This is a genomic window from Streptomyces sp. LUP47B, assembly GCF_001746295.1.
Lineage (GTDB): Bacteria > Actinomycetota > Actinomycetes > Streptomycetales > Streptomycetaceae > Streptomyces.
The window spans coordinates 789,293-814,664 of the sequence record NZ_MJAH01000001.1; the positions used below are offsets into that span (position 1 = coordinate 789,293).

The 25,372-nt window shown below is 70.6% G+C and carries 20 protein-coding genes and 1 pseudogene; 16 read left to right on the plus strand and 5 right to left on the minus strand.

The window, feature by feature from the left end:
* Positions 1-720, plus strand: a complete 720-nt coding sequence (locus BFN33_RS03525) for a YafY family protein (RefSeq protein ID WP_069758329.1) — start codon at positions 1-3, stop codon at positions 718-720.
* Positions 721-1,132: 412 nt separating this feature from the next.
* On the plus strand, positions 1,133-1,396 hold the full coding sequence (locus BFN33_RS03530) for a GlsB/YeaQ/YmgE family stress response membrane protein (RefSeq protein WP_069758330.1): 264 nt from the start codon (positions 1,133-1,135) through the stop codon (positions 1,394-1,396).
* Between the two features lie 268 nt (positions 1,397-1,664).
* On the opposite strand, the gene BFN33_RS03535 is transcribed toward BFN33_RS03530, so the two are convergent.
* Positions 1,665-4,187: a tetratricopeptide repeat protein gene (locus tag BFN33_RS03535; protein ID WP_069758331.1), complete on the minus strand. Its 2,523-nt coding sequence runs from the start codon at positions 4,185-4,187 to the stop codon at positions 1,665-1,667.
* 178 nt (positions 4,188-4,365) lie between these two features.
* Between BFN33_RS03535 and BFN33_RS03540 the strand changes: the two genes are divergently transcribed.
* The 4 genes from BFN33_RS03540 to BFN33_RS03555 all read left to right on the plus strand — a co-directional run bounded on the left by BFN33_RS03540 (position 4,366) and on the right by BFN33_RS03555 (position 8,724).
* On the plus strand, positions 4,366-4,821 hold the full coding sequence (locus BFN33_RS03540; RefSeq protein WP_069758332.1) for a carboxymuconolactone decarboxylase family protein: 456 nt from the start codon (positions 4,366-4,368) through the stop codon (positions 4,819-4,821).
* Positions 4,822-4,881: 60 nt separating this feature from the next.
* The gene (locus tag BFN33_RS03545; RefSeq protein WP_069758333.1) at positions 4,882-5,343 is read left to right on the plus strand and encodes an iron chaperone; all 462 of its coding nucleotides are present in this window, start codon (positions 4,882-4,884) and stop codon (positions 5,341-5,343) included.
* Positions 5,344-5,373: 30 nt separating this feature from the next.
* Positions 5,374-6,279: a PfkB family carbohydrate kinase gene (locus BFN33_RS03550; RefSeq protein WP_069758334.1), complete on the plus strand. Its 906-nt coding sequence runs from the start codon at positions 5,374-5,376 to the stop codon at positions 6,277-6,279.
* 108 nt (positions 6,280-6,387) lie between these two features.
* Positions 6,388-8,724: a Tat pathway signal sequence domain protein gene (locus tag BFN33_RS03555; protein WP_079140568.1), complete on the plus strand. Its 2,337-nt coding sequence runs from the start codon at positions 6,388-6,390 to the stop codon at positions 8,722-8,724.
* 6 nt (positions 8,725-8,730) lie between these two features.
* Here the strand turns inward: BFN33_RS03555 and BFN33_RS03560 are convergent, their stop codons facing one another.
* Entirely contained in the window at positions 8,731-8,916 is a 186-nt protein-coding gene (locus tag BFN33_RS03560; protein ID WP_069758335.1) for a hypothetical protein, read from the minus strand.
* Between the two features lie 221 nt (positions 8,917-9,137).
* On the opposite strand from BFN33_RS03560, the gene BFN33_RS03565 reads away from it, so the two are divergent.
* From BFN33_RS03565 to BFN33_RS03575, 3 genes are all read left to right on the plus strand, one after another.
* The gene (locus BFN33_RS03565; protein WP_069758336.1) at positions 9,138-14,339 is read left to right on the plus strand and encodes a family 43 glycosylhydrolase; all 5,202 of its coding nucleotides are present in this window, start codon (positions 9,138-9,140) and stop codon (positions 14,337-14,339) included.
* A 246-nt stretch (positions 14,340-14,585) separates the two neighbouring features.
* A complete protein-coding gene (locus tag BFN33_RS03570; RefSeq protein ID WP_069758337.1) occupies positions 14,586-16,238 on the plus strand; it encodes a glycosyl hydrolase family 28-related protein in 1,653 nt (550 codons plus the stop codon).
* Positions 16,235-17,497, plus strand: a complete 1,263-nt coding sequence (locus BFN33_RS03575; RefSeq protein WP_069758338.1) for an alginate lyase family protein — start codon at positions 16,235-16,237, stop codon at positions 17,495-17,497. Before BFN33_RS03570 ends, BFN33_RS03575 begins: the two co-directional genes overlap by 4 nt.
* 248 nt (positions 17,498-17,745) lie before the next feature.
* Here BFN33_RS03575 and BFN33_RS03580 read toward each other — a convergent pair whose 3' ends face one another.
* Positions 17,746-18,558: an SAM-dependent methyltransferase gene (locus BFN33_RS03580; RefSeq protein ID WP_079140570.1), complete on the minus strand. Its 813-nt coding sequence runs from the start codon at positions 18,556-18,558 to the stop codon at positions 17,746-17,748.
* 163 nt (positions 18,559-18,721) lie between these two features.
* Here BFN33_RS03580 and BFN33_RS03585 point away from each other — a divergent pair, with 163 nt between their 5' ends.
* Positions 18,722-20,029 carry a PP2C family protein-serine/threonine phosphatase gene (locus BFN33_RS03585; RefSeq protein WP_069758339.1) on the plus strand — a complete coding sequence of 436 codons (1,308 nt, stop codon included), beginning with the start codon at positions 18,722-18,724 and terminating at the stop codon, positions 20,027-20,029.
* A gap of 205 nt (positions 20,030-20,234) precedes the next feature.
* Here BFN33_RS03585 and BFN33_RS03590 read toward each other — a convergent pair whose 3' ends face one another.
* Entirely contained in the window at positions 20,235-20,675 is a 441-nt protein-coding gene (locus tag BFN33_RS03590; protein WP_256122623.1) for an ATP-binding protein, read from the minus strand.
* Positions 20,676-20,937: 262 nt separating this feature from the next.
* Between BFN33_RS03590 and BFN33_RS55390 the strand changes: the two are divergent.
* The 4 genes and pseudogenes from BFN33_RS55390 to BFN33_RS03605 all read left to right on the plus strand — a co-directional run.
* Positions 20,938-21,312, plus strand: a pseudogene (locus tag BFN33_RS55390) (helix-turn-helix domain-containing protein); the annotation flags it as partial.
* The gene (locus BFN33_RS03595) at positions 21,219-22,040 is read left to right on the plus strand and encodes a DUF5753 domain-containing protein (RefSeq protein WP_256122624.1); all 822 of its coding nucleotides are present in this window, start codon (positions 21,219-21,221) and stop codon (positions 22,038-22,040) included. The pseudogene BFN33_RS55390 and the gene BFN33_RS03595, both read left to right, overlap by 94 nt.
* Complete coding sequence (locus tag BFN33_RS03600) at positions 22,037-22,288, plus strand: DUF397 domain-containing protein (protein WP_069758340.1); 252 nt, start codon at positions 22,037-22,039, stop codon at positions 22,286-22,288. Before BFN33_RS03595 ends, BFN33_RS03600 begins: the two co-directional genes overlap by 4 nt.
* Positions 22,289-22,364: 76 nt before the next feature.
* A complete protein-coding gene (locus BFN33_RS03605; protein ID WP_069758341.1) occupies positions 22,365-23,183 on the plus strand; it encodes an SAM-dependent methyltransferase in 819 nt (272 codons plus the stop codon).
* A 60-nt stretch (positions 23,184-23,243) separates the two neighbouring features.
* On the opposite strand, the gene BFN33_RS03610 is transcribed toward BFN33_RS03605, so the two are convergent.
* Positions 23,244-24,125: an NAD(P)-dependent oxidoreductase gene (locus BFN33_RS03610; protein WP_069758342.1), complete on the minus strand. Its 882-nt coding sequence runs from the start codon at positions 24,123-24,125 to the stop codon at positions 23,244-23,246.
* A gap of 97 nt (positions 24,126-24,222) precedes the next feature.
* Here BFN33_RS03610 and BFN33_RS03615 point away from each other — a divergent pair, with 97 nt between their 5' ends.
* The gene (locus tag BFN33_RS03615) at positions 24,223-24,564 is read left to right on the plus strand and encodes a helix-turn-helix domain-containing protein (protein WP_069758343.1); all 342 of its coding nucleotides are present in this window, start codon (positions 24,223-24,225) and stop codon (positions 24,562-24,564) included.
* A gap of 67 nt (positions 24,565-24,631) precedes the next feature.
* A complete protein-coding gene (locus tag BFN33_RS03620; protein ID WP_069758344.1) occupies positions 24,632-25,372 on the plus strand; it encodes an SDR family NAD(P)-dependent oxidoreductase in 741 nt (246 codons plus the stop codon).

Consider the following 25,372-nt stretch of genomic DNA (forward strand, 5'->3'; position numbering starts at 1 on the left):
GTGAATCGCACTGCCCGGCTGTACGCCCTGGTGGAGGAGTTGCGCGCGGCGGCGCCGCGGCCGCTGACGGTCGCCGCGCTCGCGGCACGCTTCGACGTGAGCACGCGTACGGTGCAGCGTGACCTCCAGGCGCTGATGGAGGCAGGTGTGCCGGTACGCACCACGGCCGGGCGGGGCGGGGGCTGGGCGATCGACCCGGAGATGAGCCTGTCCCCGATCCACTTCACCGCCGAGGAGGCCTCGGCACTGGTGGTCGCACTGGCCGCAGTCCACGCCTCCGCCCCGTACGCCGGGGCGGCCCGCATGGCCGGCCTCAAAGTCACGGCCTCGATGACCGGCCGCGCCTCGGCGGCGGCACGGCAACTGGCCGCACGAATCGTTTCGTTGCCGGCGCCGGCGGACTCCGCGATGCGCGCCGCGGTGGAACAAGCCGTCACCACCCAGACGGTCCTACGCCTGTCCTACGTCGACGCGGCCGGACGCCGAAGCGACCGCGTGGTGGAGCCGGCCGGGCTGCTCACGGCCGACGGACGGTGGTATCTCATCGCCTGGTGCCGCACCCGGCAGGCGGGCCGGGGCTTCCGACTGGACCGCATCGCAGCGGCGGCCCCCACCGACGAACAGGCTCAACCGCACGACCTGTCCGCGCTGCTGCGGGGCTCGGCCGCGGCGGACGCCGTGCAGCCGGCCACGTTGGCCTCACTCATGCCTCCGCGTTGAAAAGCGATGCGGCTACGACGGCCCACACGACGGTCAGGGGAAACCGGCGACGCAGAGCCGGCGGCACGGTGGTCACGAGCATCGGCCCGAGCGCGCACAACCCGGACGGGTCGCCGGGCAAGCCCTTCGGGCCGCCGGGACCAACACCTGTCAGCGACGACGGCTCCGGCCGGCACACCGGCGGCCGACACACGGCACAGATCGGGCCAAGGTCCGCTGCGGCCCCGGCGGCTGGGAGATGAAGGCGATCGGCGAACCGGCGCCGAACTTTTCTGGACCCGCTGCCCGCCATCACGCCCTACCGGCAGATCGGAGAGATCTTTATTTGTCTCATACATGGGGCAGAGTGGTCTCGGTTCGAACGGGCAGTCGTATGTCACCAACGACTGAAACGAGGAGTGGCAGACCGCTCATGGAGATCTCAGGCATCATCAGCGCGATCGTCATCGGCATTGTGATCGGTGTCCTCGGCCGGCTCGTCGTCCCCGGACGTCAGCGCATCGGCATCCTCTGGACGATCGCTATCGGCATCATCGCCGCGTTCATCGGGTCCGGCATCGCCGCCGGTCTCGACGTCGCCGACACCAACGGTGTCGACTGGATCGAGTGGCTCATCCAGATCGCCCTCGCCGCCGTCGGCGTCGCCGCGGTCAGCAAGGTGAAGGTCCGCCACTGACCGCCGCCCGGAATCCTTCCGCCTCCGTCCGGTTCACAGCACCGGCGGACCCCGGGCAGCCGGCGCAGGCCCGCCGCCAGGAGGAAGGACACCACTACGACGAGCACGCACACGACCGCCCACGCGCCGGCCGCGGGCAGCCCGCGGCCGGCCAGGCAGTACTGGACGATGGCCACCAGCGGCAGGTGGACGATGTCCACGCCATAGGGGCAGGCCGCCAGTTCGTCCGCCAGTCGCATGCGGTGCGGCGCCGCCTCCCGGAAAAGTGTCAGCAGCCAGAAGTCCCCGGCCCCGGCCGACGGTCGGCCGTGCGCCCTTCGCCGTGGTCCGGCAGTACGGCCCGCGCCGCCGCCCGGTGTTCGGCCGCCGCGGTCGGGTCCGTCTCGTCGAGGATCGCCGCGATGCCCTCGTGGGCCAGGGCCTCGGCGTGGTGGTGGCCCAGCTTCGGGGCCAGTTCCAGAGCCTGGTGGTGCAGGCGCAGGGCCTGGTCGGGCAGGCCCGCCAGGCGGCAGGTCTCGCCGTAGGCGCTGAGGAAGTGGATCTTCCAGTGGTCCTCGAACAGTGCGTCCAGCAGCGCGAACGCCTGCTCGTGACGGGTCAGGGCCTCCTCGTAGCGGCCCATCCGGCGCAGAGCGACGCCGAGGCAGTTCAGGCACCATGCCTCGTTGTGCCGGTGTCCGTCCTCGCGGGCCAGCGCGAGCGCCCGGTCGAGGTGGCCGACCGCCTCGTCGGGGTCCTCGTGGGCGATGGCCACGCCCAGCGTGATCAGGGCGGTCAGGGTGGGCGGCCATGCTCCGTCGGCGTGCGGGGCCTCCAGCTCCGTGCGGGCCAGCTGCGCCGCCTCCTCTCGGTGTCCCAGTTGCAGCAGCGCCCAGGCCTCGTACGCGGTCGCGTGGGCCGTGCCCATCGGACAGCCGGCGTCCGCGTACAGCTTCCCCGCCAGACGGAACATGCCCAGCGGCTCCTCGACGTATCCCTCGTCCCACGCCAAGTACCCGCGACGCATGGTCAGTTCGGCCTCCGTACGGATGTCCCCCACCTGTGACACCAGCAGTGCCGCCGCCTCGTACGCGGCACTCGCCTCCGCCATGCGGCCCGCGTTGTAGCGTGCGAATCCCAAGTCGCTGTGGGCCTCCGCCAGTTGCAGGGGATCGCCGAGGCGTTGCGCGGCGGCCAGGGACCGTTCGAAGAGGCCGTTGAGCATGGTGGTGCCGCAGCGCCGGGCGAAGTACGCCCGCATGAAGCGCGGCAGTTCGCACAGGTGCCGGTCGGCCCCGGCCTCCTCCGCCGCCTCGAAGGCGGCCAGCAGGTTGAGGTACTCGGTGCCGAACCAGATGAGGGCCGCGATCTTGTCGTCGAAGTGCGGAGGTTCGGCCGGTGGGCGGTCCACGGTGGCCTCGCGGCTCCGGGACAGGAACGGCATCGCGGCGTCCGCCGCTGCCGCCGCATGCACGTAGTGGTCGAGCACCCGGGTCAGCGCCCGGTCACGTTCCGCCGGGGAGTCCTGCTCCATGGTGGCGTGGCGGGCGTGCTGGTGGACCAGGTCGTGCAGGCGGTAGCGGCCGGCCGCCGGCTGCTGGACGAGGTGCGCGTCCAGCAGGTCCTCCAGCATCTCGCGGGCGCTGCGCAGTGGCACGTCGGCCAGGGCGGCCGCCACGTGCTCGTCGAACGACGACCCGGGAAGCAGGCCAAGCAGCCGGAACAGCCGGGCCTTGGCGCGGTCCAACTGCCGTACGGACATGGCGAACGCGGTGTCGAACTCGCTCGCGCCCTCCGCCATCCGCTCAACGAGGATGCCGACGGTCCAGCCCGGCCGGTGCCGCAGCCGGGCCGCGGCCAGCCGCAGGGCCAGCGGCAGACGGCCGCACAGGCGCAGGACCTCGGCCGTGGCCTCGGGGTCACGGGCCAGGCGCCCCTCGCGGCCGTCGGCCTCGCCGCTGGCGCGGGCCAGCAGCTCGGCGCTCTCCTGCTCGGTCAGCACGTCCAGTGACACCGGAGGGACCTCGTCCAGGCCGAGCAGCCGGTTGCGGCTGGTGACGAGGGCGACGGACGGGCCGGCGCCGGGCAGCAGCGGGCGGACCTGGTCGGCGTCGGCGGCGTTGTCGAGGACCACGACGGCTCGCCGGTGGGCCAGCTCGGATCGCCAGCAGGCGGCCAGCTCCTCGACACCGCCTTCCTGCGGGACCTTCTCGGAGGGCACGTCGAGGGCGGCGAGCAGGGTGCGCAGGGCGCGGTCGGGGTCGAGCGGCTTGCGGCCCTCGGTGAAGCCGTGCAGGTCCAGGTAGAGCTGGGCGTCCGGGTAGTCGGCGGTGAGCCGGTGCGCGGCGTGCACGGCCAGGCAGGTCTTGCCGACGCCCGCCATGCCGTCGACGGCGATCACCCGGCTGTCGCCCAGCCCGTCCAGTACGGCCGTGAGCTGGTCCTCGCGGCCGGTGAAGTCGGGCACGTCGCGCGGGAGGTCGTTGCGGGGCGGGCGCGGGGCACCGGCGGGCGGTGCCGGGGGGTGGACCTGGCGGCTGGTCCTCGGCGGTGCCGGCAGGGGGTTGGAGGCCCGCTCCCACAGCGGGCGCAGCGGGCGGGGGTCGCGCTGGACGAGCCGGCACAGCGCGATCACCGCGGGCCACGGCGGAACCGTCCGGCCGCTGAGGTAGCGGGACAGGGACGACGAGCTGAGACCCGCTTCCCGTGCGAGGGCCCGTACACCCCGCTTCGACAGCTCCTGGAGCAGGCGCAGCCGGGCAGCCAGCTCCTCCTGCGGGTCTGCGCCCACCGTCCTGTCGTGCTCGACCATTGCTCCCCACTCCCCCTGTCCCGCCCCGGCCGAACTCTTCCGGGCCGGATCGTGCCTGTTCAAGGCCGTTTCGGCTGTCCCACGGTGTCCCACTGCAGTCGTCGTGACAAGCCCTCTCGGCTGAGATGGAATCACGCCCCGACGGACGGGGCACAGCCCGACAGAGGAGAGATTCCTGATGCAGTCCCGTATGCAGAACCCCGCCGTCGTCCTGTCCGACGCCATGCAGCCCATCCAGCAGCTCTTCAAGGCCGTGCACTCCGGTGGGGTGGACAAGCAGACGCTGGAGCTGGTGCATCTGCGGGTCAGTCAGATCAACGGCTGCAGCGCCTGTGTCGACGGCGGCGCCAAGACGGCCCGTAAGGCGGGAGTGAGCGACGAGCGGCTGGCCACGGTCGCCGCATGGCGGGAGGCCCCCTACTTCACCGAGGAGGAGCGGGCGGCGCTCGCGCTGGCCGAGGCGGCGACGCGTCTCGCCGACCGTCCCGACGCGGTGAACGACGAGGTGTGGGACACGGCCGCCACCTACTTCGACGAGAAGCAGCTCGCCGCGATCGTCCTGATGATCGGCGTGACGAACCTGTTCAACCGGCTCAACGCCACGACCCGGCAGATCGCCGGCGCGTGGGGGTGAACGGCACGGCAGTGCGGCGTGAGAATGTCCCCGATCATCCGTAGACCAGGAGGAACCGTCATGGCGGCCGGCACGAGGAAGACGACCACGACGAACCAGACGTTCACCGACGAGGAGCGCGCCGCGATGAAGGAGCGCGCCCTGGAGGTGAAGGCGTCGGCGCGCCGCGGCTCGCGTGCCGACAAGGCGGCGGAGGACGAGGCCGCCGTGGTCGCGAAGATCGCCGAGATGGAGGACGGGGACCGGGCCATGGCCGAACGGATCCACGCCGTGGTCAGGGCGAGCGCGCCCGGCCTGGCGCCGAAGCTCTGGTACGGGATGCCCGCGTACGCCAAGGACGGCAAGGTCGTCTGTTTCTTCCAGAGCGCGCAGAAGTTCAACGCGCGGTACGCGACCTTCGGCTTCAACGACAAGGCGGACCTCGACGAGGGCACGATGTGGCCGACCGCCTTCGCGCTCACGAAGCTGACCGCGGCCGACGAGGCGCGGATCGGGGAACTCGTGAAGCGGGCGGCGGGCTGAGGCCCGGGGGCTGCGAGCAGGAAGAGGTAGGTGCACACAGTGGAGCCGACGAACAGCCGACGACCTCAAGGGCTGTTCGTCGGCCTGTGCACCCTGGACGTCATTCAGCTCGTGGACCATGTGCCGTCGTCCGACGAGAAACTGACGGCTCGCGAGCAGGTGGTGGCCGCGGGCGGCCCTGCCGCGAACGCGGCCGTGACCTTCAGCCATCTGGGTGGCGGGGCCAGGCTGCTCACCGGGATCGGTTCCCATCCGCTGGGAATCGCGGCAGCGGCGGATCTGCGGACGCTGGGGGTGAGCGTGTCGGACCTGGCCGCCGGTTCGGCCGACCCGCCCGCCGTGTCGTCGATTCTGGTCACCGAGTCGAGCGGGGACCGCGCGGTGGCGTCGACCAACGCGACCGGGTACCGGCTGGCGCCGCCCGACGATCTCGAAGCGCTGGTGGCCGCCTGCGACATCGTCGAGTTCGACGGCCACCACATGGAGCTGGCGACGGCGACCGCCCGCGCCGCACGTGCCGTCGGGCGTATGACCGTTCTGGACGGGGGCAGTTGGAAGCGCGGTACGGAGCGGCTGCTGCCGTTCGTCGACGTGGCTGTCTGCTCGGACGACTTCCGGCCGCCCGGCACCCACACCCCGGCGGACGTCCTGCGGTTTTTGACGGAGCACGGGGTTGCCTGGTCGGCGGTGAGCCGCGGAGCGCGGCCCATCGAGTGGGCGAGCCCCGAAGGCGGCGGCACCGTGGACGTACCTGCCGTCCGGGTCGCGGACACGCTCGGCGCCGGTGACGTCCTCCACGGAGCGCTCACCCATCACCTCGCCGCCCAGGGGGAGTTGACTCCATACGGCTTCGGTGAAGCCCTGCGCACCGCGGCAGTGGTGGCCGCACGGGCGTGTGCCTCGTTCGGCACGCGGGCCTGGATGCAGGAGCGATAAGGGACATCGGATCTATCCCGTTCCATTGACGCGCAGCAACCCCAACTCTATGTTGCAACGCGATATAGCTCCGATGAATCGCCCTCGCTGAGCCCGCTTGGAGGCACCGTGTCCAGCCCCTCCGCGCCCGATCCGTCCCGACGCACCGTGCTCGCCACCGGCTCCGCCCTCGGCGGCACGCTCCTGGCGTCGGGTCTGCCTCTCACGCAGGCGACGGCTGCCGACCGAACCGAGGCCACCCGGCCGGCCGGCAACCCCTGGCGCACCGTTCTCGACGACGCCGACCTGGTCTGGCAGCGGATGCCGACGGCCTGGTACGAAGGCCCCTTCCTCGGGAACGGCCTCCTCGGCTCCGGGATCTACGCCGAACCAGGAGCCGCCTCGACGGCGGTGCGCTTCAACATCCAGCACTCCGAGGTGCAGGACCACCGTCCCGAGTTCGGCTCTCTCTTCGGCCTCGCCCGGCTGCCGATCGGGTACTTCACCCTGGAGCCGGTGGGCGCGGTCACCGGGCTCGACTGGCGGCTGTCGCTGCACGACGCCGAGTTGACCGGCACGCTCACCACCGACAAGGGCACCTTGGCCCTGCGCGCCCTGATCCACAACGACCGCTCGGTCCTGGCCGTGGAAGTGACCGCGAGCGAGGGCGAGCGCGGTTTTCGGTGGGTCTTCCATCCGGCGGACGCGATCAGTCCGCGGGCCGCCTTCAAGCCGCTGCCGGACGGCTACCAGGGCAATCCGCCCGCCCAGGTCGCCGACCACGACGGGATCACCGCCGCCGTACAGCCCCTGCTGGCGGGCGGGCAGCACGTCACCGCGTGGCGGGAGCGGGCCCGGGGCCGGACGAGGACGCTGTACGCACATGTCGCGCACTCGCACCCCGGGACCACGGCACTGGGCCGGGCCCTCAAGGCGGTCCGCCGGACGGAACAACTCCCCTACTCCGCCCTTGCGGTGGACCACCGTGCCTGGTGGCACGCCTACTACCGCAAGAGTTTCCTGTCTCTCCCCGACGCACGTATCCAGCGCTTCTACTGGATCCAGCTGTACAAGACCGCCTCCGCCGCCCGCCGTGACGCCCCGGTGATGGCGACGAGCGGGCCCTGGCTGGAGCCCACACCCTGGCCCAACACCTGGTGGAACCTGAACGCCCAACTGGAGTACTGGCTCATCCACGGCTCCAACCATCTCGAACTTGACGCCATCACCCGGGCGTTGAGCGAGTTCCGGGACAACCTCGCCCAGGAGACACCGACGCCGTACCGCGCCGACTCGCTGGGCATCCCGCGCACCACCGATCCCCAACTGGTCAACGGCGCGGCCAGCAGCCTCATGGGCTACGGCGTCGGCGTCCCCGGCCAGGACCCTCCCACCCCCGAGGTCGGCAATCTGACCTGGGCGCTGCACAACGTCTGGCTCAGCTACCGGCACACGATGGACGGATCGATCCTCCAGGACGTGCTGTTCCCCCTGCTGCGCAAGGCGATCAACTACTACCTGCACTTCCTCGAGCCCGGCCCGGACGGCAAGCTGCACCTGCCCGCCACCTTCTCCCCGGAGTACGGCGGCGACTCGCGCGACTGCAACTACGACCTGATGCTCCTGACCTGGGGCTGCCGAACCCTTCTCGACACCGCCCAACTCCTCGGCGTCGACGACCCCTTGGCACCCCGCTGGCGCGAGGTGCTGGCGAAACGGGCGCCGTATCCGACGGACGACAACGGCTTCATGATCGGCGCGGACATCCCCTTCGCGAAATCGCACCGCCACTACTCCCACCTGCTCGCGGTCTACCCGCTGTACGAGGTCACCGGCCGCACGCCCGACGAACGCGCCCTGATCGAGCGGTCCTTGGCGCACTGGGTGGGCTTCGAAGGTGCCCTGCAGGGCTACACCTTCACCGGCGCCGCCTCCATGTCGGCGCTGCTCGGCAAGGGCGAGGACGCGCTGGGATACCTCGGCGAGCTGATGACCCGATTCATCCAGCCCAACACCATGTACAAGGAGTCCGGGCCGGTCATCGAGACACCGCTGTCGGCGGCACAGTCACTGCACGACATGGTGTGTCAGTCATGGGGCGGTGTCATCAGGGTGTTTCCCGCGCTGCCCGCCGCCTGGGCGGACCTGGTCCTGCACGACTTCCGTACGCAGGGCGCCTTCCTGCTCGGCGCGCGGCGTGAGAACGGCGCCACGCGCTGGGTTCGGCTGGTGAGCGAGGCGGGGGCGCCCTGCGTCGTACGGCACGGGATCGCGGGCCCCGTCGACGTACGTGACGGACAGGGACGTCCCCTCCGTCACGTCGACCTAGGCGACGGAGCCGTCCAAATCCCCCTGCGAAAAGGGGCGTCGGCGCTCATCACCGCCAAGGGCGACCGTCCCGACCTGACGGTCGCGCCCGTGCGCCCGAACGAGGAGGCGCCCCGCTGGGGGCTGCCCCGCGTCTGACGGGTCTCACCGCCTGCGACCGCTCACGGACCAGCCGCTTCCGATGCCGGCCACATGCAGGGCCAGCACCATGAGACCGAGCAGCATGATGTTCGTCGAGGTGAAGGTGTCGTTGGTCGATATGTCCGCAGCGTTGATCAGAAAGGAGATGAAGAACAGGACGGCGGAGATGATGGCGAGCATGGTGCCCATCCCTTCGATTGTCTGAGGCAGTCACGCTGGGTACAACCCGCTTGCCCCCAACTCCCGGGTACATGTGGGGAAAACGTAACGTTCGGCTGGTCGGACATCGTTCGAAAACTCTTGACGTCCCCGCACCACGCGATTGACACTCTCGCAACACGACGTCACACAGCCGAAACGGCAGGGTGCCCCCGCCGAGGCCCCGCCACGCCTCAGCAGGGGAACCCCACATGACGTACTTCGCACGTCCGCGCACCCGCGCGAGACGCTGGGCGGACCGCCTCGCCGGTCTGACCGCCGCCGCGCTCCTCCTGGGCCTCGCCGCACCCATGGTCCCCGCCCAGGCGGCGGACACCGCGGACGTCACCGGCGGCCTGGCCCTCTGGTACAAGCTGGACGGCGCCTCGGGCACCACCGTCACCGACGCCTCCGGTCACGGCCGCGACGGCACGGTGAACGGGACCGCCGACTGGTCGGATCCCACGCAGGGGCTCGCCTTCAACGGCTCCGACACCTCCGTCAAGGTGCCGGACGACGTCATGAAAGGCATGGACTCGATCACCGTCTCCACGGACGTGCTGCTCGACTCCGCCCAGAGCACGCCGTACTTCATCTACGGCTTCGGCAACTCCAGCGGCAGCAACGGCAACGGGTACCTGTTCGCCACCGGCAACTCCCTGCGCACCTCGATCGCGACCGGCAACTGGTCGACCGAGCAGACCACCAAGCCCTCCGACGCGCACAACCTCACCCGCGCGGTGTGGAAGCAGCTCACCTACACCCAGACCGGCAACACCGGTGTCCTGTACGAGGACGGTGTCGAGGTCGGCCGCAACACGGCGGTCACCACCACGCCGGGCGCCATCGGATCGGGAACCACCACCGCCAACTACATCGGCAGGTCGGTCTACTCCGGCGACAAGCTCTTCAAGGGCCGGATCCGCGACTTCCGGGTCTACGACCGGGCCCTCGCGGCCTCCGAGGTCGAGCGGCTCTCCCTCCCGGTCGCCGGCCAGGGTGTCTCCGACGACAAGGCCGCGCTGAGCCTCGGCGACACGAGCGCCGTCACGGCCGACCTGGACCTGCCGAAGACCGGCACGGCCGGCGGGTCCACCATCACCTGGGCCAGCGACAACACGGATGTGGTGAGCGGCTCCGGCAAGGTGACCCGCCCCGCCGCCGGTGAACCGGACGGCCATGCCACGCTCACGGCGACCCTGAAGAAGGGCACCGTGACCGGCACCAAGAGCTTCGACGTCACGGTCCTGCCCGCTTTCGACGACACCGCGGCCACCGAGCGGGCCGCCCAGTCGCTCGCCGTGCACAACCTCGACGACGTACGCGGAAACCTGACCCTCCCGGCGGCGGGCGACTACGGCACCGCCGTCTCCTGGTCCTCCGCCGACGAGAAGGTCGTCGAGGACGACGGTGTGGTCCATCGCCCCGCGCACGGCGAGGGCTCCACCACCGTCGCGCTGACCGCCACCGTCACGAAGGGCGAGGCGAAGGCGACCCGCACCTTCACCGCGAAGGTTCCCGAACTCCCCGCGGAGCAGGCCCTCAAGGGCTATATGTTCAGCTACTTCACGGGTGAGGGCACCTCGGACGGCGAGCAGCTCTACTCCGCCCTGAGCAAGGGCAACGACCCGTTGAAATGGCGGGAGTTGAACGACGGCAAGCCGGTCCTGACCTCCACGCTCGGCGAGAAGGGCCTGCGCGACCCGTTCATCATCCGCTCCCCCGAGGGCGACAAGTTCTACCAGATCGCCACCGATCTGAGGATCTACGGCAACGGCGACTGGGACGCCGCCCAGCGCTCCGGCAGCAAGTCCATCATGATCTGGGAGTCCACCGACCTGGTCCACTGGACGAACCAGCGGCTCATCAGGATCTCCCCGGACAGCGCGGGCAACACCTGGGCGCCGGAGGCGTTCTACGACGCGAAGCTCGGCGAGTACGTGGTCTTCTGGGCGTCGAAGCTGTACGACAACGAGGCGCACTCCGGCGACACGTACAACCGCATGATGTACGCGACCACCCGCGACTTCTACACGTTCAGCGAGCCCAAGGTCTGGATCGACCGCGGCTACTCGGTCATCGACTCCACGATGATCCGGAACAACGGCACCTACTACCGTCTGTCGAAGGACGAGCGGAACAACAGCTCCTCGACGCCCAACAGCAAGTTCATCTTCGAGGAGAAGAGCGACTCGATCCTGAACCCGTCCTGGACCGCGGTCGCGGAGGGCATCGGAAAGGGCGCGATGAGCGCCGCCGAGGGGCCCTTGGTGTTCAAGTCGAACACCGGGGACAAGTGGTACGCGTTCCTCGACGAGTTCGGCGGGCGCGGCTACCTCCCCTTCGAGACGACCGACCTCGACTCCGGCAACTGGACTCCGGTCGCCGACTACGACCTTCCGGCCAAGCCGCGCCACGGCACCGTCCTGCCCGTCACACAGGCGGAGTACGACCGGCTGCTGCGTGCCTACCAGCCGGACCAGCTCGTCGAGAGCGTCGAGGCCGTCAAGGTGAAGACACGGACCGGCGAGGCGCCGGTCCTGCCCGCCACCGTGATCGCCACGTACGCCGACGGCGTCAGGCGCCCGGTCGCCGTCACCTGGGACGACGTCCCGGCGTCGAAGTACGCACAGGCCGGAACCTTCACGGTCACCGGGAGCCTGCCCGACGGTGCGGCGATACCCGTCCAGGCCGAGGTCACCGTGTCCGCCGAAGGACCTGACGTCCCGGCCGACCTGCTTCTGCACTACGGCTTCGACGAGACCGGCGGCAACATCGCGGTCGACTCCAGCGGGCACGGCTATCACGGCACCTATGTCGGTACGCCCGGCTTCGGCACGGGTGTGCGGGGCGGCTCCTTCAAGATGTCGGGCGACGCGACTGGTTCGCCGTACGTCAAGATCCCGAGCGGTGTGCTGAAGAACGCCGACAGTGTGACCGTGTCGACGTACGCCAAGTGGAAGGGGGGCAACAGCTTCCAGTGGCTCTTCGGGCTCGGTCCGGACAGTGACAAGTACCTCTTCGCCACCCCCTCCAACGGCGGCAACAGCCTCTACTCGGCGATCACCAAGGCGAGTTGGTCGGCGGAGTCGAAGCTGACGGCCGGCTCGCAGCTCACACCCGGCGAGTGGCGGCACGTGACGGTCACCCTCGGCGGGGCGAGTGGCACGATGGTCCTCTACGTCGACGGCGTCGAGGCGGCCCGCACGACGACCACCGTCAAGCCGTCCGAGCTGTACGACGCGAACAAGGACTACAGCGGCTACATCGGCAGGTCCCTGTACGCGGCCGACCCTTCGTTCGGCGGCGAGGTCGACGACTTCCGCATCTACGACCGGGCCCTGTCGGCCGCGGAGGTCATGGAGCTCAGCGGCAACACCGCGGGCATCGCCAAGGCCACGCACCCGGCGCTGAAGGTCGACGCCATCGTCGACAACGCGGACGGCAAAGTCACGCTGCCGATGAAGGAGGGCACCGATCTCACCGCGCTGGCCCCGGAGTTCACCCTCGCGCACGGAGCGGCGATCAGCCCCGCCTCCGGCAGCGTGCAGGACTTCAGCAAGCCGGTGACGTACGAGGTGACCGGTTCCGACGGCAAGAAGCGCACCTGGACGGTCTCGGCGCTCATCATGAGGAGCCCGGTCCTGCCGGGGCTCAACGCCGACCCGAACATCGTCCGCTTCGGTGACACCTTCTACATCTACCCGACCACCGACGGCTTCGAGGGCTGGAGCGGCACGCAGTTCAAGGCGTACTCCTCCACCGACCTGGTCCACTGGAAGGACCACGGCGTCATCCTCGACCTCGGTCCGGACATCTCGTGGGCGGACAGCAGGGCCTGGGCGCCGACGATCGCCGAGAAGGGCGGGAAGTACTACTTCTACTTCTGTGCCGACGCCAACATCGGTGTCGCGGTGTCGGATTCGCCGACCGGTCCCTTCAAGGACGCACTGGGCCGACCGCTGCTCAAGGCGGGCCAGTTCAGCGGCCAGATGATCGACCCGGCCGTGTTCACCGACGCCGACGGCAAGTCGTACCTCTACTGGGGCAACGGGCACGCCTACGTGGCCCCGCTGAACGACGACATGACGTCCGTCGACCTCCCGAAGATGAAGGACATCACGCCCAGCGGCTACAACGAGGGCTCGTTCGTCATCAAGCGGAAGGGCACCTACTACCTCACGTGGTCGGAGAACGACACCCGCGACGAGAACTACCGTGTCGCCTACGCCACCGGCCCCTCCCCCACCGGCCCGTGGACCAAGCGGGGCGTGATCCTGGAGAAGGACCTCTCGCTCGGCATCAAGGGCCCCGGCCACCATTCGATCGTCCAGGTGCCGGGCACCGACGACTGGTACATCGCCTATCACCGGTTCGCCATCCCGGGCGGTGACGGCATGCACCGCGAAACGACCGTCGACAAGCTGGAGTTCGACTCCGACGGCCTGATCAAGAAGGTCGTGCCCACCCTGACGAGCATCGACCCGGTGAGCATCGTGCACGCAGGCCAGGACGTCAGCGGGACGGAGGGCGACGCGATCGCGCTGCACGGCACGATCTCCGGTGCGGGCAGCCCGAAGTGGACCGTCGAAAAGGGGGCGCCCTGCTCCTTCGCCGACCCCGGCTCGGCCGCGACGACCCTCACGTGCACCGACAACGGCACCTACACGGTCACCCTCACGGGCGGGCGCAGCGAGGACACGGCGACGGTCCAGGTGGCCAACGCGGCGCCTGCCGTGGTCTCCGGCACCGGTCCGCGCTCCCCCGTGCCTGTCGGCAGGCGCACAGTCGTCACGGCGGGGTTCACCGACCCGGGCACGAGTGACACGCACACGTGCGTGGTCGACTGGAAGGACGGGAGCGCGCCGCAGTCCGGCACGGTCACCGCGTCCGGCTGCCGCGCCGAACATTCCTACGCCAAGGCCGGAATCCACCGTCCGGTGATCACCGTCACCGACGACGACGGCGCCTCGGACAGCAGGACGCTTCCCGAGCTGATCGTCTACGACCGCTCGGCAGGTCCCGCGCTCGGCACCGGAGTCCTCGGCTCCGCGGCCGGCGCCTACCCCGCCGAGCCGGACCTGACGGGCAAGGCCGCCTTCTCCTTCGCCGCGGCCTACCTGCCAGGAGCCTCGGCACCCGTCGGGGAGGCCTCCTTCGACTTCGGCGCGGCCAGGCTGAAGTTCCGTTCGACCGGCTCGGACTGGCTCGTGGTCACCGGCTCCCAGGCCGTCTATCAGGGGTCCGGCACCGTCGACGGCAAGAGCGGATACGGCTTCCGGATCACCGCCACCGATGCCCCGGACACCTTCCACCTCAGGATCTGGAAGAAGACCGGCGGTGAGGTCGTCTACGACAACGTCACCGGATCGAAGATCACCGGCATCATCGCCGTCGGCTGGGGCCGCCGGTAGATCCCGGCCCCGCGCCTCCACACCGAACCCCGCCGACAGACACCTTGTCGGCGGGGTTCGGCATGGGTAGCTGTTCACGGACATGGCCCATTAACCGCTGCGCAACCTCTTTCGCGCGGAAGAACCTCATGGCATGCTCACCGCTCAACGCAGTTATGAACTTCGTTCACATCCATGAAAAGCACATGGGAAGGGCGAACGGACATGAGCAATGCGCACACCGGACCCCTGGGTCCTCGGAATGTCATGGGCATGACCAGGCGAGTGCTGCTGGGAAGCGCGGTCGCCGTGGCGGCCGGCGCCGTCACCGCGCCGACCGCCGGAGCGGTCGAAGTCCCGTCGCTGTGGCGGGAATTCAACCGCACTCCTTTCACTCATCCGCAGATCCCGTACGTCGGCCGCGCCGGGTGCCACGGCGGGGCGACCCGCTTCCCGCGCCATCGAGTCGTCGCCGACGTAGGCGACTTCGGCGCCGTGGCGGACGGGACGACCGACTCCGCCCCCGCGATCAACCGTGCCATCGCCGCTGCCGGAAGGGCCGGCGGTGGCACGGTCACCATCCCGCCGGGCACCTTCCGCATCGACGACGTGATCCGCGTGAACCACTCGAACGTAGTGCTCAGGGGCGCCGGCAGCGGTCGTACGACCTTGTACGCGACGAAGAACCTCACCGAGCTGATCGGGACCTACGGCTCCCGTTACGGAGGGGACAAGTCGTCCTGGTCATGGGCGGGCGGACTGATCTGGCTGGCGCCCCGGGTCCGCTGGGAATCGCTCGTCGCCGCGATCCGGGCCAAGGCATGGCCCTTCGAGGGCTGGACGGGCAACCGGCGCGACGAGTGGCGGACGCTCACCGAGCTCGCCCCGGCACGACAGGGCTCCTGGACGGTGACGGCTGCCGACACCCGCGCACTGCGGCCGGGTGCCCTGGTCCTCCTCCGGCTCGCGGACGACGCGGACCACACCCTCCTCGAGCACATGTGCGGCGGCGGGCCCGGCCCCGAGGCCTACTTCTGGGACGACAAGACGAAGCTGACGTCGTACGTGCCCTACGAGTGGCCCGTCCGCATCGCCCGCGTCCACGGCCGGAAGGTCACCCTCGAACGACCGCTCCCGCTCGACCTGCGCCCGGAGTGGTCTCCGCAACTGACCACGCATGTAGCGGAGTTGAGCGGTTCGGGCGTCGAGGGCCTGACTCTGGAGGCACCCGACATCCCACAGCAGCCGCATCTGCTGGACAAGGGGCACAACGGCGTCGTGCTGCAGTGCGCGTACGACTGCTGGGTGGACGACGTGACGGTCCGCCATGTGGACAACGGCTTCGGCCTGGTGGCCGCCTCCGCCTGCACTCTGCGCCGGACGCGCGTGGCGGGCCGCGGCTCCCATCACCCCTACTTCTGCCGCGAAGGCTCGCACGACAACCTCGTCGAGGACTTCACGATCGAGGAGCGCACCAACCCCGCTCCCACCAACACCCAGCTGCACGGCATCAACGTCGAGGGACTGTCGTCGTACAACGTCTGGTCGCGCGGCGACATGCGGATGGGGACCTTCGACAGCCATCGAGGCCTGCCCTTCGCCAATGTCCGCACCGACATCACCCTGAACAACAACGGCCGCCACGGCGGTGACGCGAGCGCGGGCCCCCTCTTCGGCGCCCGGTTCACGCACTGGAACATCCGCGTCACCAACGGCCGCGCGGGGCTGGTGAAGATCGACGGTCTGGCGCCGTACTCCGCGACCGTCGGCATCGACGAGGTCACAGAGTTCGACCAGATCGACGTCCCCGACTTCACGGGCGATCTGCACACGCGCCTCGAGCTGTACGGCAGTTCGGGGGCGGTGCGGCCACGGAACCTGTACGAGGCCCAGCGCCGGCTGAACGGAGCGGGCCGATGAGCGTGCGCTCCCGCCTGTGCGTCCTGGTGACGGTTCTGGCCGCGTTCACCACCGGGCTCTGCGCACCGGTGGCGGCACAGAGCACGCCCCCGCCGCACACCGCGGTCCTGGACGGTGCCCGGCTGCAGCAGACGAAAGCCCGGCTCGATCGTGGTGATCCGCAACTACGGAGAACGGTGCAGGCGTTGACGGTCCGCGCCGACAAGTGGCTGGACCAGGGCCCCTGGACCGTCGTCGACAAGCCCAGGCCCGCTCCCGGCGGCGACATCCACGACTACCTCAGCCAGGCCCCGTACTGGTGGCCCTCCCAGCCCCCCACCGCCGACAACCCCTGGGGCTGCCCCTACGTCCAGCGTGACGGCCAGCGCAACCCCGAGGTCGACTCCGGCACCGACCGCCAGGACGTCGAGAAGGTCTTCGACTCCGCGTACGACCTCTCCCTCGCCTGGTACTACACCGGCGAGAAGCGGTACGCACGCAAGGCCGGGCAGGTGCTGCGCACCTGGTTCCTCGACCCCGCCACGAGAATGAACCCCAACCTGGACCACGCACAGTTCATCCCCTGCAAGTACGACGGTCGGGCCATCGGCATCATCGACTTCTCGCAGTCGTACACCAGCGTCCTCGACGCGCTCGCCCTGCTGGACACCGGCGCTCCGGGCTGGAACCGGAAGGACCGCACCGGCATGACGGAGTGGAACACCGACTTCCTCGGCTGGCTCAAGGACAGTGACTTCGGCAAGCAGGAGGCGGCCGCCGCCAACAACCACGGCACCTTCTACGACATGCTGCTCGCCGGCCTCGCCTGTGCGACCGGCGACAAGGCCCTGGCCCGCCGCACGGTCCTGGACGCCCGCGGCAAGCGCGTGGCACCGCAGATCGCGGCCGACGGCAGCCAGCCCCAGGAGCTGGCCCGCACCCGGAGCTGGCACTACTCGACCTTCGACCTGGTCGCCTACACCCGGCTCGCGGCCATCGGCCGGAATGTCGGGGCCGATCTGTGGGCGTACCGAGGCCCGGACGGGCAGAGCCTGTTCAAGGCGGTGGACTATCTGCTGCCCGCCGCGACCGGAGCCACCGCGTGGCCCCATCCGGAGCTGGAGTTCCTCCGGTACGCGGCGACCGACGTCGTGCACGCGGCCGCCGACGCGGGCGACAAGCGGGCCCGCACGGCTGTTCCGCTGCTGGAGGCGCCGCCGGGCGGCGACCTGTGGGCCCTGCGTCCGGCGGCGGAACAGCTCGACTCCATCGCGGGGTGAGGGCCCCGTCAGGGCCTTGTGGACAGGTCGAGCGCCCGGTCGCCGTCCCGCGGGCGGCGACCGCCTCGGCGCGGGCCGAGTGCCGCGTCAGGCAGCGCGGTGAAAGGCGTCGACGCTACGGCCCGGTACCTGTTCCTGCCGGGCGCCCGGGCCGGCGGAAGGAGGCCGTGCGGGCCGTCACCGGTACGCCGTGCAGACGCCGTTCGCCTGCGGATGTGAGCCTTCTCGGGACGGGACCGTCGCGGGGGTCACCCGCTTTTGCGGCCGACCCCCGCGTACACCCAGTACTCCGACGGGTTCTCCGGGATGTCCTCGTTCTCGTCCGGGCGCCACAGGGGTACGTGGACCAGGCCCGGTTCCGTCAGCTCGAAGCCGGTGAAGAGGCCCTGGATCTCCTCGTGGGAACGGACGGTGACCGGTGAGGTGGCCCGGGAGCGGTACAGCTGGGTGACCGCGGCGGCCGTGTCGGGGCGGTCCTGGTTGGTGGCGTGGGACAGGGCCAGCCAGCCGCCCTCGGGCAGTGCGTCCCGGAAGGCGGCGACGATTCCGGCCGGATTCTCCTCGGGCGCGACGAAGTGCAGGATCGCGACCATGAGCACGGCGACCGGCTGGTCGAAGTCGATCAGCTTGCGCACCTGCGGCGAGGCCAGGACGTCGGCCGGCCGCCGGATGTCGGCGTCGACGATGTCGGCGTAGGGGTTGTCGGCGAGCAGGGTGGTGCTGTGGGCGACGGCCACCGGGTCCTTGTCGACGTAGACCACCCGGGCCTGCGGGCTCGCCGCCTGGGCGACCTCGTGGACGTTGCCCTGCGTCGGGATCCCCGAGCCGAGGTCGATGAACTGCCGGACACCGGACCGGGCCAGGAAGCGCACCGCCCGCCCCAGGAAGGCGCGGTTGGCGCGGGCCAGCGTGCGCACCTGGGGGTCGATGGCCGTGACCGCCGCCACCGCCTCCCGGTCGATGGCGAAGTTGTGCTCCCCGCCCAGCATCGCGTCGTACATCCGGGCTACGCTCGCCTTGTCCGGATCGGTCCCTGGCGGCAGAGCATCCGTGTCGGTCACCAGAAGGTCCTTTCCTGCCAAGGCACTTGACGACTCATCATATAGTTGCCGTCGACGTCTGGCGATCAGTTGTCCCGCGCCGGGCGCCCGGACCCCCACCCGGAAAGGCACCACGACCCTGCGGAACGAACCGCACAGCCGCGCCGACGACACCCCCGCCGCCGTGCCCCCGCCCCGTCGGTCGGCCTTCTCACCCGCGGCCGACGTCATCGGCTCGGAACTCGACCTGGGGCTGACCGGCAGCCATGTCGTGCACGCGCTGACGCCCGGCTTCTGCGACGCGGCGTCCCTCTATCTGCTGGAGCGGTGGCGGCGCGAGGAGACCACGTACGCCGGCGGGAACCCCGCCCAGATCGAGGCCCGCAGACTGGCACTGCGCGTCGGCACGGACGCACCCGAGTCCTGGGAGCGCACCCTGCCGGTCGGCGAGGTACTGGTCTTCCCCCGCGAGACCCCGTACGCCCGCGCCCTGGTCGACGGACACGCGCAGTTGCTCGACTCGGTCGACGACCACACGGCCGAGCGGCTCGCCGCCTCCGTAGGTGAGGACGCGCGCATCGGCGAACTCCTCAAGACGCGCTCCTTCCTTGTGGCGCCGCTGCGGCTGCGGGGCGGGGCGATCGGCTTCGTCGCCTGCTCCCGCGGACCGGACCGCGGGCCGTTCCTGACCGCGGAGATCGCGGCCGTGGAGTCGCTGGCCGCGCGGGCCTCGGTCGCCCTGGACAACGCGCGCCGCTACGAGCACGAGCGCCGCACCGCCCTGGCCATCCGGGGCAGCCTGCTGCCGGGCACGATCCAGGAGGTCGAGGGCTGCCGCATCGCCCACGGGTCCCTGCCCGCCGGACAGGGCTCGATCATCGGCGGTGACTGGTTCGACGTGCTGAGACGGCCGGACGACCGGGTCAGCCTGATCGTCGGGGACGCCATGGGGCACGGCCCGGAGTCGGCCGTGGCGATGATCCAACTGCGCACCGCCGTACGCACGCTGGCCGGTCTCGACATCCCCGCCGTCGATCTCGTACGACGGCTCGACGCGCTCGCCAGCGACACCCCGGGGGCATCCTTCGCGACCTGCATCTACGCCGAGTGGGACGCCCGGCGCGGCACCTGCACCCTCGTGGGCGCCGGTCACCCCCCACCGCTGCTGCGCGGGCCTGACGGCCGGACCGCTCCGGTCACGCTGGTCGGCGCGGGCCTGCCGCTCGGTCTCGGCGCGGGCGCCTACGAGCCGACCGTCCTGAGCATCGACGAGCCCGCGCTGCTCGTGCTCTACAGCGACGGTCTGGTCGAGTCGCGGGACTCCGACATAGACCACCAGATCGCCCGCCTCGCCCGGGCGCTCGATGCGGCGGCCGTCGACCACGACCCGCTCCCCGCCCTGTGCCGACGGCTGCTGCACGCCCCCTCCGATCCGGCCGGCGCGGACGACCGCACCCTGCTCCTCGCCGAACTCACGCCCACCAAGGGCTAGCGCCTGTCCGGCGGAGCATCCCGGCGTCGCGGGTTCTGGCACGCACTCCCCCAGAGGGGGTGCCCCCAGCGGCGTTGTCGTCGGTTGCCGACGCTCCGCGTCGCCGCCCTCCTCCGCCTTGCAGCTGCACGCACCAGAGCCCGCTCGGCTCGGCCGGTAGGCACTGTTTCTTTCAGCCGGCCTGATCCGCCGGACAGGCCCTGGTTCAGGCCGACAGGTTCGCCCATACCGCGTTGCCGCCGGTGAGTCTCGAGCGGTCCACCCCCCAGGTGTCCGCGAGCTGTTCCACGAGGAACAGTCCGCGCCCGCCCTCGTCGTCGAGTCCCGCCCGGCACCGGCGCAACGTGGGGCCCGAGTGGTCGTGGTCGTGCACCTCCAGCCGGAGGATCCCGTCGGCGACCAGCCCGATGCCGCACAGGATGCGCGGACTGAGGGTGTGGCACACGGCGTTGGTGGCGAGCTCGGACAGCAGCAGCACCGCGTCCGAGCACAGCTCGCCCGGCAGGCTCCAGGCCTTGAGTCGGGTCCCGACGGAGCGCCGGGCGACACCGACGCTGGAGCGGTGGGCCGGAAGTTCGATCCAGTGGGTCCGTTCCTGGTCCACGGCGTCTAACAGCTGGGGGAACGAGGTCGTGTGGGGGGACACGGTGTTGGCCTTCCGTGGGGGCGGCGGCGCGGCCGGGCGAGCAGCATCGGGGGTCAGGGAATGCCAACACGCCACTGGGTGGGGACGGTTGACGACACCGCGCTCGCGTTCGGCGGCACGGTGTACGCAAGTAACTATGCTCGCACCCAAGTTCAACCTGCAACCAGCTGCCTGATAATTTCAGAAAGCCGATATCCGTCTGGTCGCGTCATCAAGTCGCTGTCAGACTCGGGACGGTGACAGTTCCTCAGGAGGTCAGGACGTGAGCGAAGGCCGTACGAGCACCGGTGGCACCAGTGCTCCCACCGTGCTGCGCATGATCCTGGGTCGCCGACTGCAGGAGCGACGGCAGGGCGCGGGGGCCTCGTTGGAGGACGCGGCCAGGGCTCTGCGGGTGACGTCCCTGACCATCCGCCGTCTGGAGAAGGCCGAGGTCGCCCTCAAGCCGCTCTATGTGGAGAAGCTGCTTGAGACCTACGGGGCGGAGCAGCAGGAGATCGAGGAGTTCGTCGAGCTCGCCGAGCGGGCGAATGAGCCCGGTTGGTGGCACACCTACCGGGACGTCCTGCCGAACTGGTTCAGCGCCTACGTCAGCCTGGAGGCCGGGGCCAGGACCCTGCGTACCTACGAGCCCCACTACGTCACGGGGCTGCTCCAGAGGTCGCCCTCAAGCCGCTCTATGTGGAGAAGCTGCTTGAGACCTACGGGGCGGAGCAGCAGGAGATCGAGGAGTTCGTCGAGCTCGCCGAGCGGGCGAATGAGCCCGGTTGGTGGCACACCTACCGGGACGTCCTGCCGAACTGGTTCAGCGCCTACGTCAGCCTGGAGGCCGGGGCCAGGACCCTGCGTACCTACGAGCCCCACTACGTCACGGGGCTGCTCCAGACCCACGCCTACGCGCGCGGGGTCCTGCGCGGCGGGTTTCCGGGCGAGGCGGATGAGGACCTGGCGCGGCGGGTGGACCTGCGGCTGCGCCGCCAGGGCCTGCTGGACAGACCGGGCGCGCCCACGCTGTGGGTGGTGATGGAGGAGGCCGTGCTGCACCGGGTGGTCGGCGGCCCCGAGGTCATGCGGGAGCAGATCGAGCGGCTCCTGGAGGTCTCGGAGCTGGAACACGTCAGCGTCGACGTCGTGCCGTTCACGGCCGGCGCCCATGTGGGGGCGTGCGCGCCGTTCACCTACTTCCGCTTCGAGGAGCCGGAGCTGCCGGACATCGTGTACACCGAGGTCCTCTCCGGCGCGATGTACCTGGATCAGCGCTCCGACGTGTCGGCACATCTGGAGGCGCACAACCGCATGTCCCTGCTGAGCTCGGACGCGGACAGCAAGGCGCTGCTGAACCGCATGCGCAAGGAGTACTCATGACCAGCACCGACTCTCACGTCTACAACGGGATGCCGGCCACCGACCTGGGCGAGCAGGGCTGGGAGTCGCCGTGGAGCGGGCCCAACGGCGGCCAGTGCGTGCAGACCAAGCTGCTGGCCGACGGGCGGGTTGCGCTGCGCCAGTCGACCGATCCGGCCGGACCCGCGCTGATCTACACCCCGCAGGAGATCGCCGCGTTCGTCGCGGGCATCAAGCGGGGCCTCGCCGACCATCTCACCGCCGGCTGAACCTCGACCCGAGCCCGACCTGCCCCAGGCAGCGACCTGCCCGACACCCCCACGCACCGCACCTGAAAGGGACCGGATGACCCACTCCCACACCGCGCGGGAGATCGACACCAGTCGGCCCCACTCGGCCCGGATGTACGACTACTACCTCGGCGGCAAGGACCACTTCGACGTCGACAAGCAGGCGGCCGAGACCGTCGCGGCGGTCTACCCCGGCATCTTCACCTGCGCCCGGGAGATCCGCTCCTTCATGCACCGCACCACCCGCGTCCTCGCGCTGGAGTACGGCATCCGTCAGTGGTTGGACATAGGCACCGGCATCCCCACCGAGCCGAACCTGCACCAGGTCGCGCAGTCCGTGGCCCCCGAGGCCCGCGTTGTCTACGCAGACAACGACCCCCTGGTCCTCAAGTACGCCGAGCGCCTGATGCGCAACACCCCCGAGGGCCGCACGGCTTACGTCCAGGGCGACTTCACCGACCCCGAGGCGATCCTCGGCTCCCCCGAGCTGGCCAGGACCCTGGACCTGAACCGGCCCGTGGCCCTGTCCCTCAACGCCATCCTGCACTTCGTCCCGGACGACTGGGAGCCGTACGGCATCGTCTCCCGCCTCCTGGACGCCCTGCCCTCGGGCAGCGCGCTGGCCGTGAGCCACTGCACCGGCGACTTCGCCCCGGAGCTCTGGGAGAAACTCGTCGGCATCTACGCCGCCGCCGGCACCCGGGCCCAGGTCCGCAGCCGGCAGGAGGTCGCCCGCTTCTTCAAGGGCCTCGACCTGCTCGACCCCGGCGTCTCACTGACCCACCGGTGGCGCCCGGACGACCCGCAGGGCTCAGGACCGGAGCTCACGGACGCCGAGGTCAGCGCGTGGGCCGGGGTGGGCATCAAGCCGTGACACGGCGTCGGCCGTGCGGGCGTCGAGTGCCCGCACGGCGGCCCGGACGGTGAACGGCCGTCAGCGCACCAGCAGGTCGATGACGCCCGTCAGGTCTTCCTCCCCGCTGCCCTCGGCCAGCCGGCGACGCATCAACTCGAAGTACGGGCGGAGCAGTTCCGGGCTGACGCCCTGCTGTTCGGCGGTGCTCAGGAAGGCCGGTGTGCCGGCCACCTGCATGGCGAGGTCGGAGACGACCCCTCGCGTGTAGTCGCCGCTCCGCAACTGGTCGGCGGTCCGGTGCACGGCCGGGGCCATCGCGACGAGCCAGTCGGCGAGCAGCGGGGCGAGCGACGCGGGGTCGATGTCCTCCTTGCGGATCAGGGCGAAGGCGTGGGCTGCCCCGGCGAACATCCCGTACATGGCGCTGAGCAGGGCCATGTCGTACAGCGCCGCGAAGCCCGCGTCGTGGCCGACGTAGACGGTGCCCGCGGGGACCGCCAGCGTCTCCCGGTGCCGCTCGAACAGCTCCCGCGAGCCGCTGTAGAAGACGTAACCGCCGGACTCCGGGGCACCGATCATCGGCGGGACGGCCATGATTCCGCCGTCCAGGTAGCGGGCACCGCGCTCGCGGGCCCACTCTGCGCGGGCGCGGGCCTGGGCAGGGGTACTGGTGGTCAGGTTGACCAGGTCCCGGCCGGCCAGGTCGATGCCGGCCAGCGCGTCCTCGACCGAGGCGTCGTCCAACAGGCAGACGACGACCAGGGTGTTCGCGGCGACGGCCTCGGCAGCGCTGTCCGCGACCTTCGCGCCCCCGGCGGCTAGGGGCTTGGCACGGGCCGGAGTTCGGTTCCAGACGGTGAGCGGGTGGCCGGCGGCACGCCAGGCACGGGCCAGCGCGGTGCCCATCGCGCCGAGGCCCAGCAGGGTGACGGATTCCTTCTCAACGGTGTTCTGTGTCATACCGATTAGGCTGGTCACAGGCCCACGAGTGATCAAGTACGCACTTCGGAGTGGGTGGTTACCCCGAGGTGAGTGAGCACGTCGGAGGGGGTGGGGCATGACGACGCTGAACCGGCCGGGTGCGCCGGACGGACATGTCTGCGGGATCGACGCCGCGATGGAGGTGATCGGCGGCAAGTGGAAGGTGCTGATCCTGTGGGCGCTCCACGAGCACCCCTGCCGCCGGTTCGGCGAGCTGCGCCGGCTGCTTCCGGGGGTCACCGAGAAGGTGCTCGCCTCCCACCTGCGCGAGATGGAGACGGACGGGGTGGTGCGCCGCGTGTCCTACGACGAGGTGCCGCCCCGCGTGGAGTACTCACTGACCGAGGACGGCGAGCGCCTCAACGACGCGCTCCGGCCGCTGGCCGCCTGGGGACGCGGGCGGCCGGCCGCTCAGTAGGCCCAGGAGAGGGCGCGCCGGAAACCCGTGACCACCTTCCGCAGGGGCCGTGACAAGATCCACTGTCATGAGCATCCAACACGGCGACGGGCCCGTCGCCCTGGTCACCGGGTCCACGTCGGGGATCGGCGAGGCCGTCGCTCGGCGCCTCGCGGCGGACGGGACGCGGGTCGTCGTGCACTCGCGGCAAAGCACAGAGGCCGGGCAGGCGTTGGCGGCGGAACTCGGCGGTGCCTACGTACAGGCCGATCTCGAAGTGGAGGAGGAGGCCCGGGGGCTGGTCGAGACGACACGGGGGCACTTCGGGCGGCTGGACGTGCTGGTGAACAACGCGGGCATCAGTTGGCCGATCCCGCACGCGGACCTCGCGGCGGCGACCCCGGCGGACTGGCGGCGCCTGCTGGAGGTCAACCTCATCGCGCCCTGGGTGCTGTGCACCGCGGCCCTTCCGGCGCTACGGCAGTCCCCCGGCGGCGGCTGCATCGTCAACATCACCAGCCACGCCGGCGTACGGCCCAAGGGTTCCTCGGTGCCGTACGCGGCGAGCAAGGCCGCGCTAAACCACGTCACCCGGCTGCTCGCGGCCGCGCTCGGGCCCGACGTGCGGGTGAACGCGGTGGCGCCAGGTCTCGTGGACACGCCGATGACGAAGGACTGGGTACAGGCGCACGAACTGTGGCGGGACCGCGCACCGATGCACCGCCCCGCGCGCCCCGCTGACGTGGCCGACCTGGTGGCGTCGGTGATCGGCAGCGGCTATCTGACCGGGGAGGTCATCGTGCTCGACGGCGGCCTGAACCTGACCTGA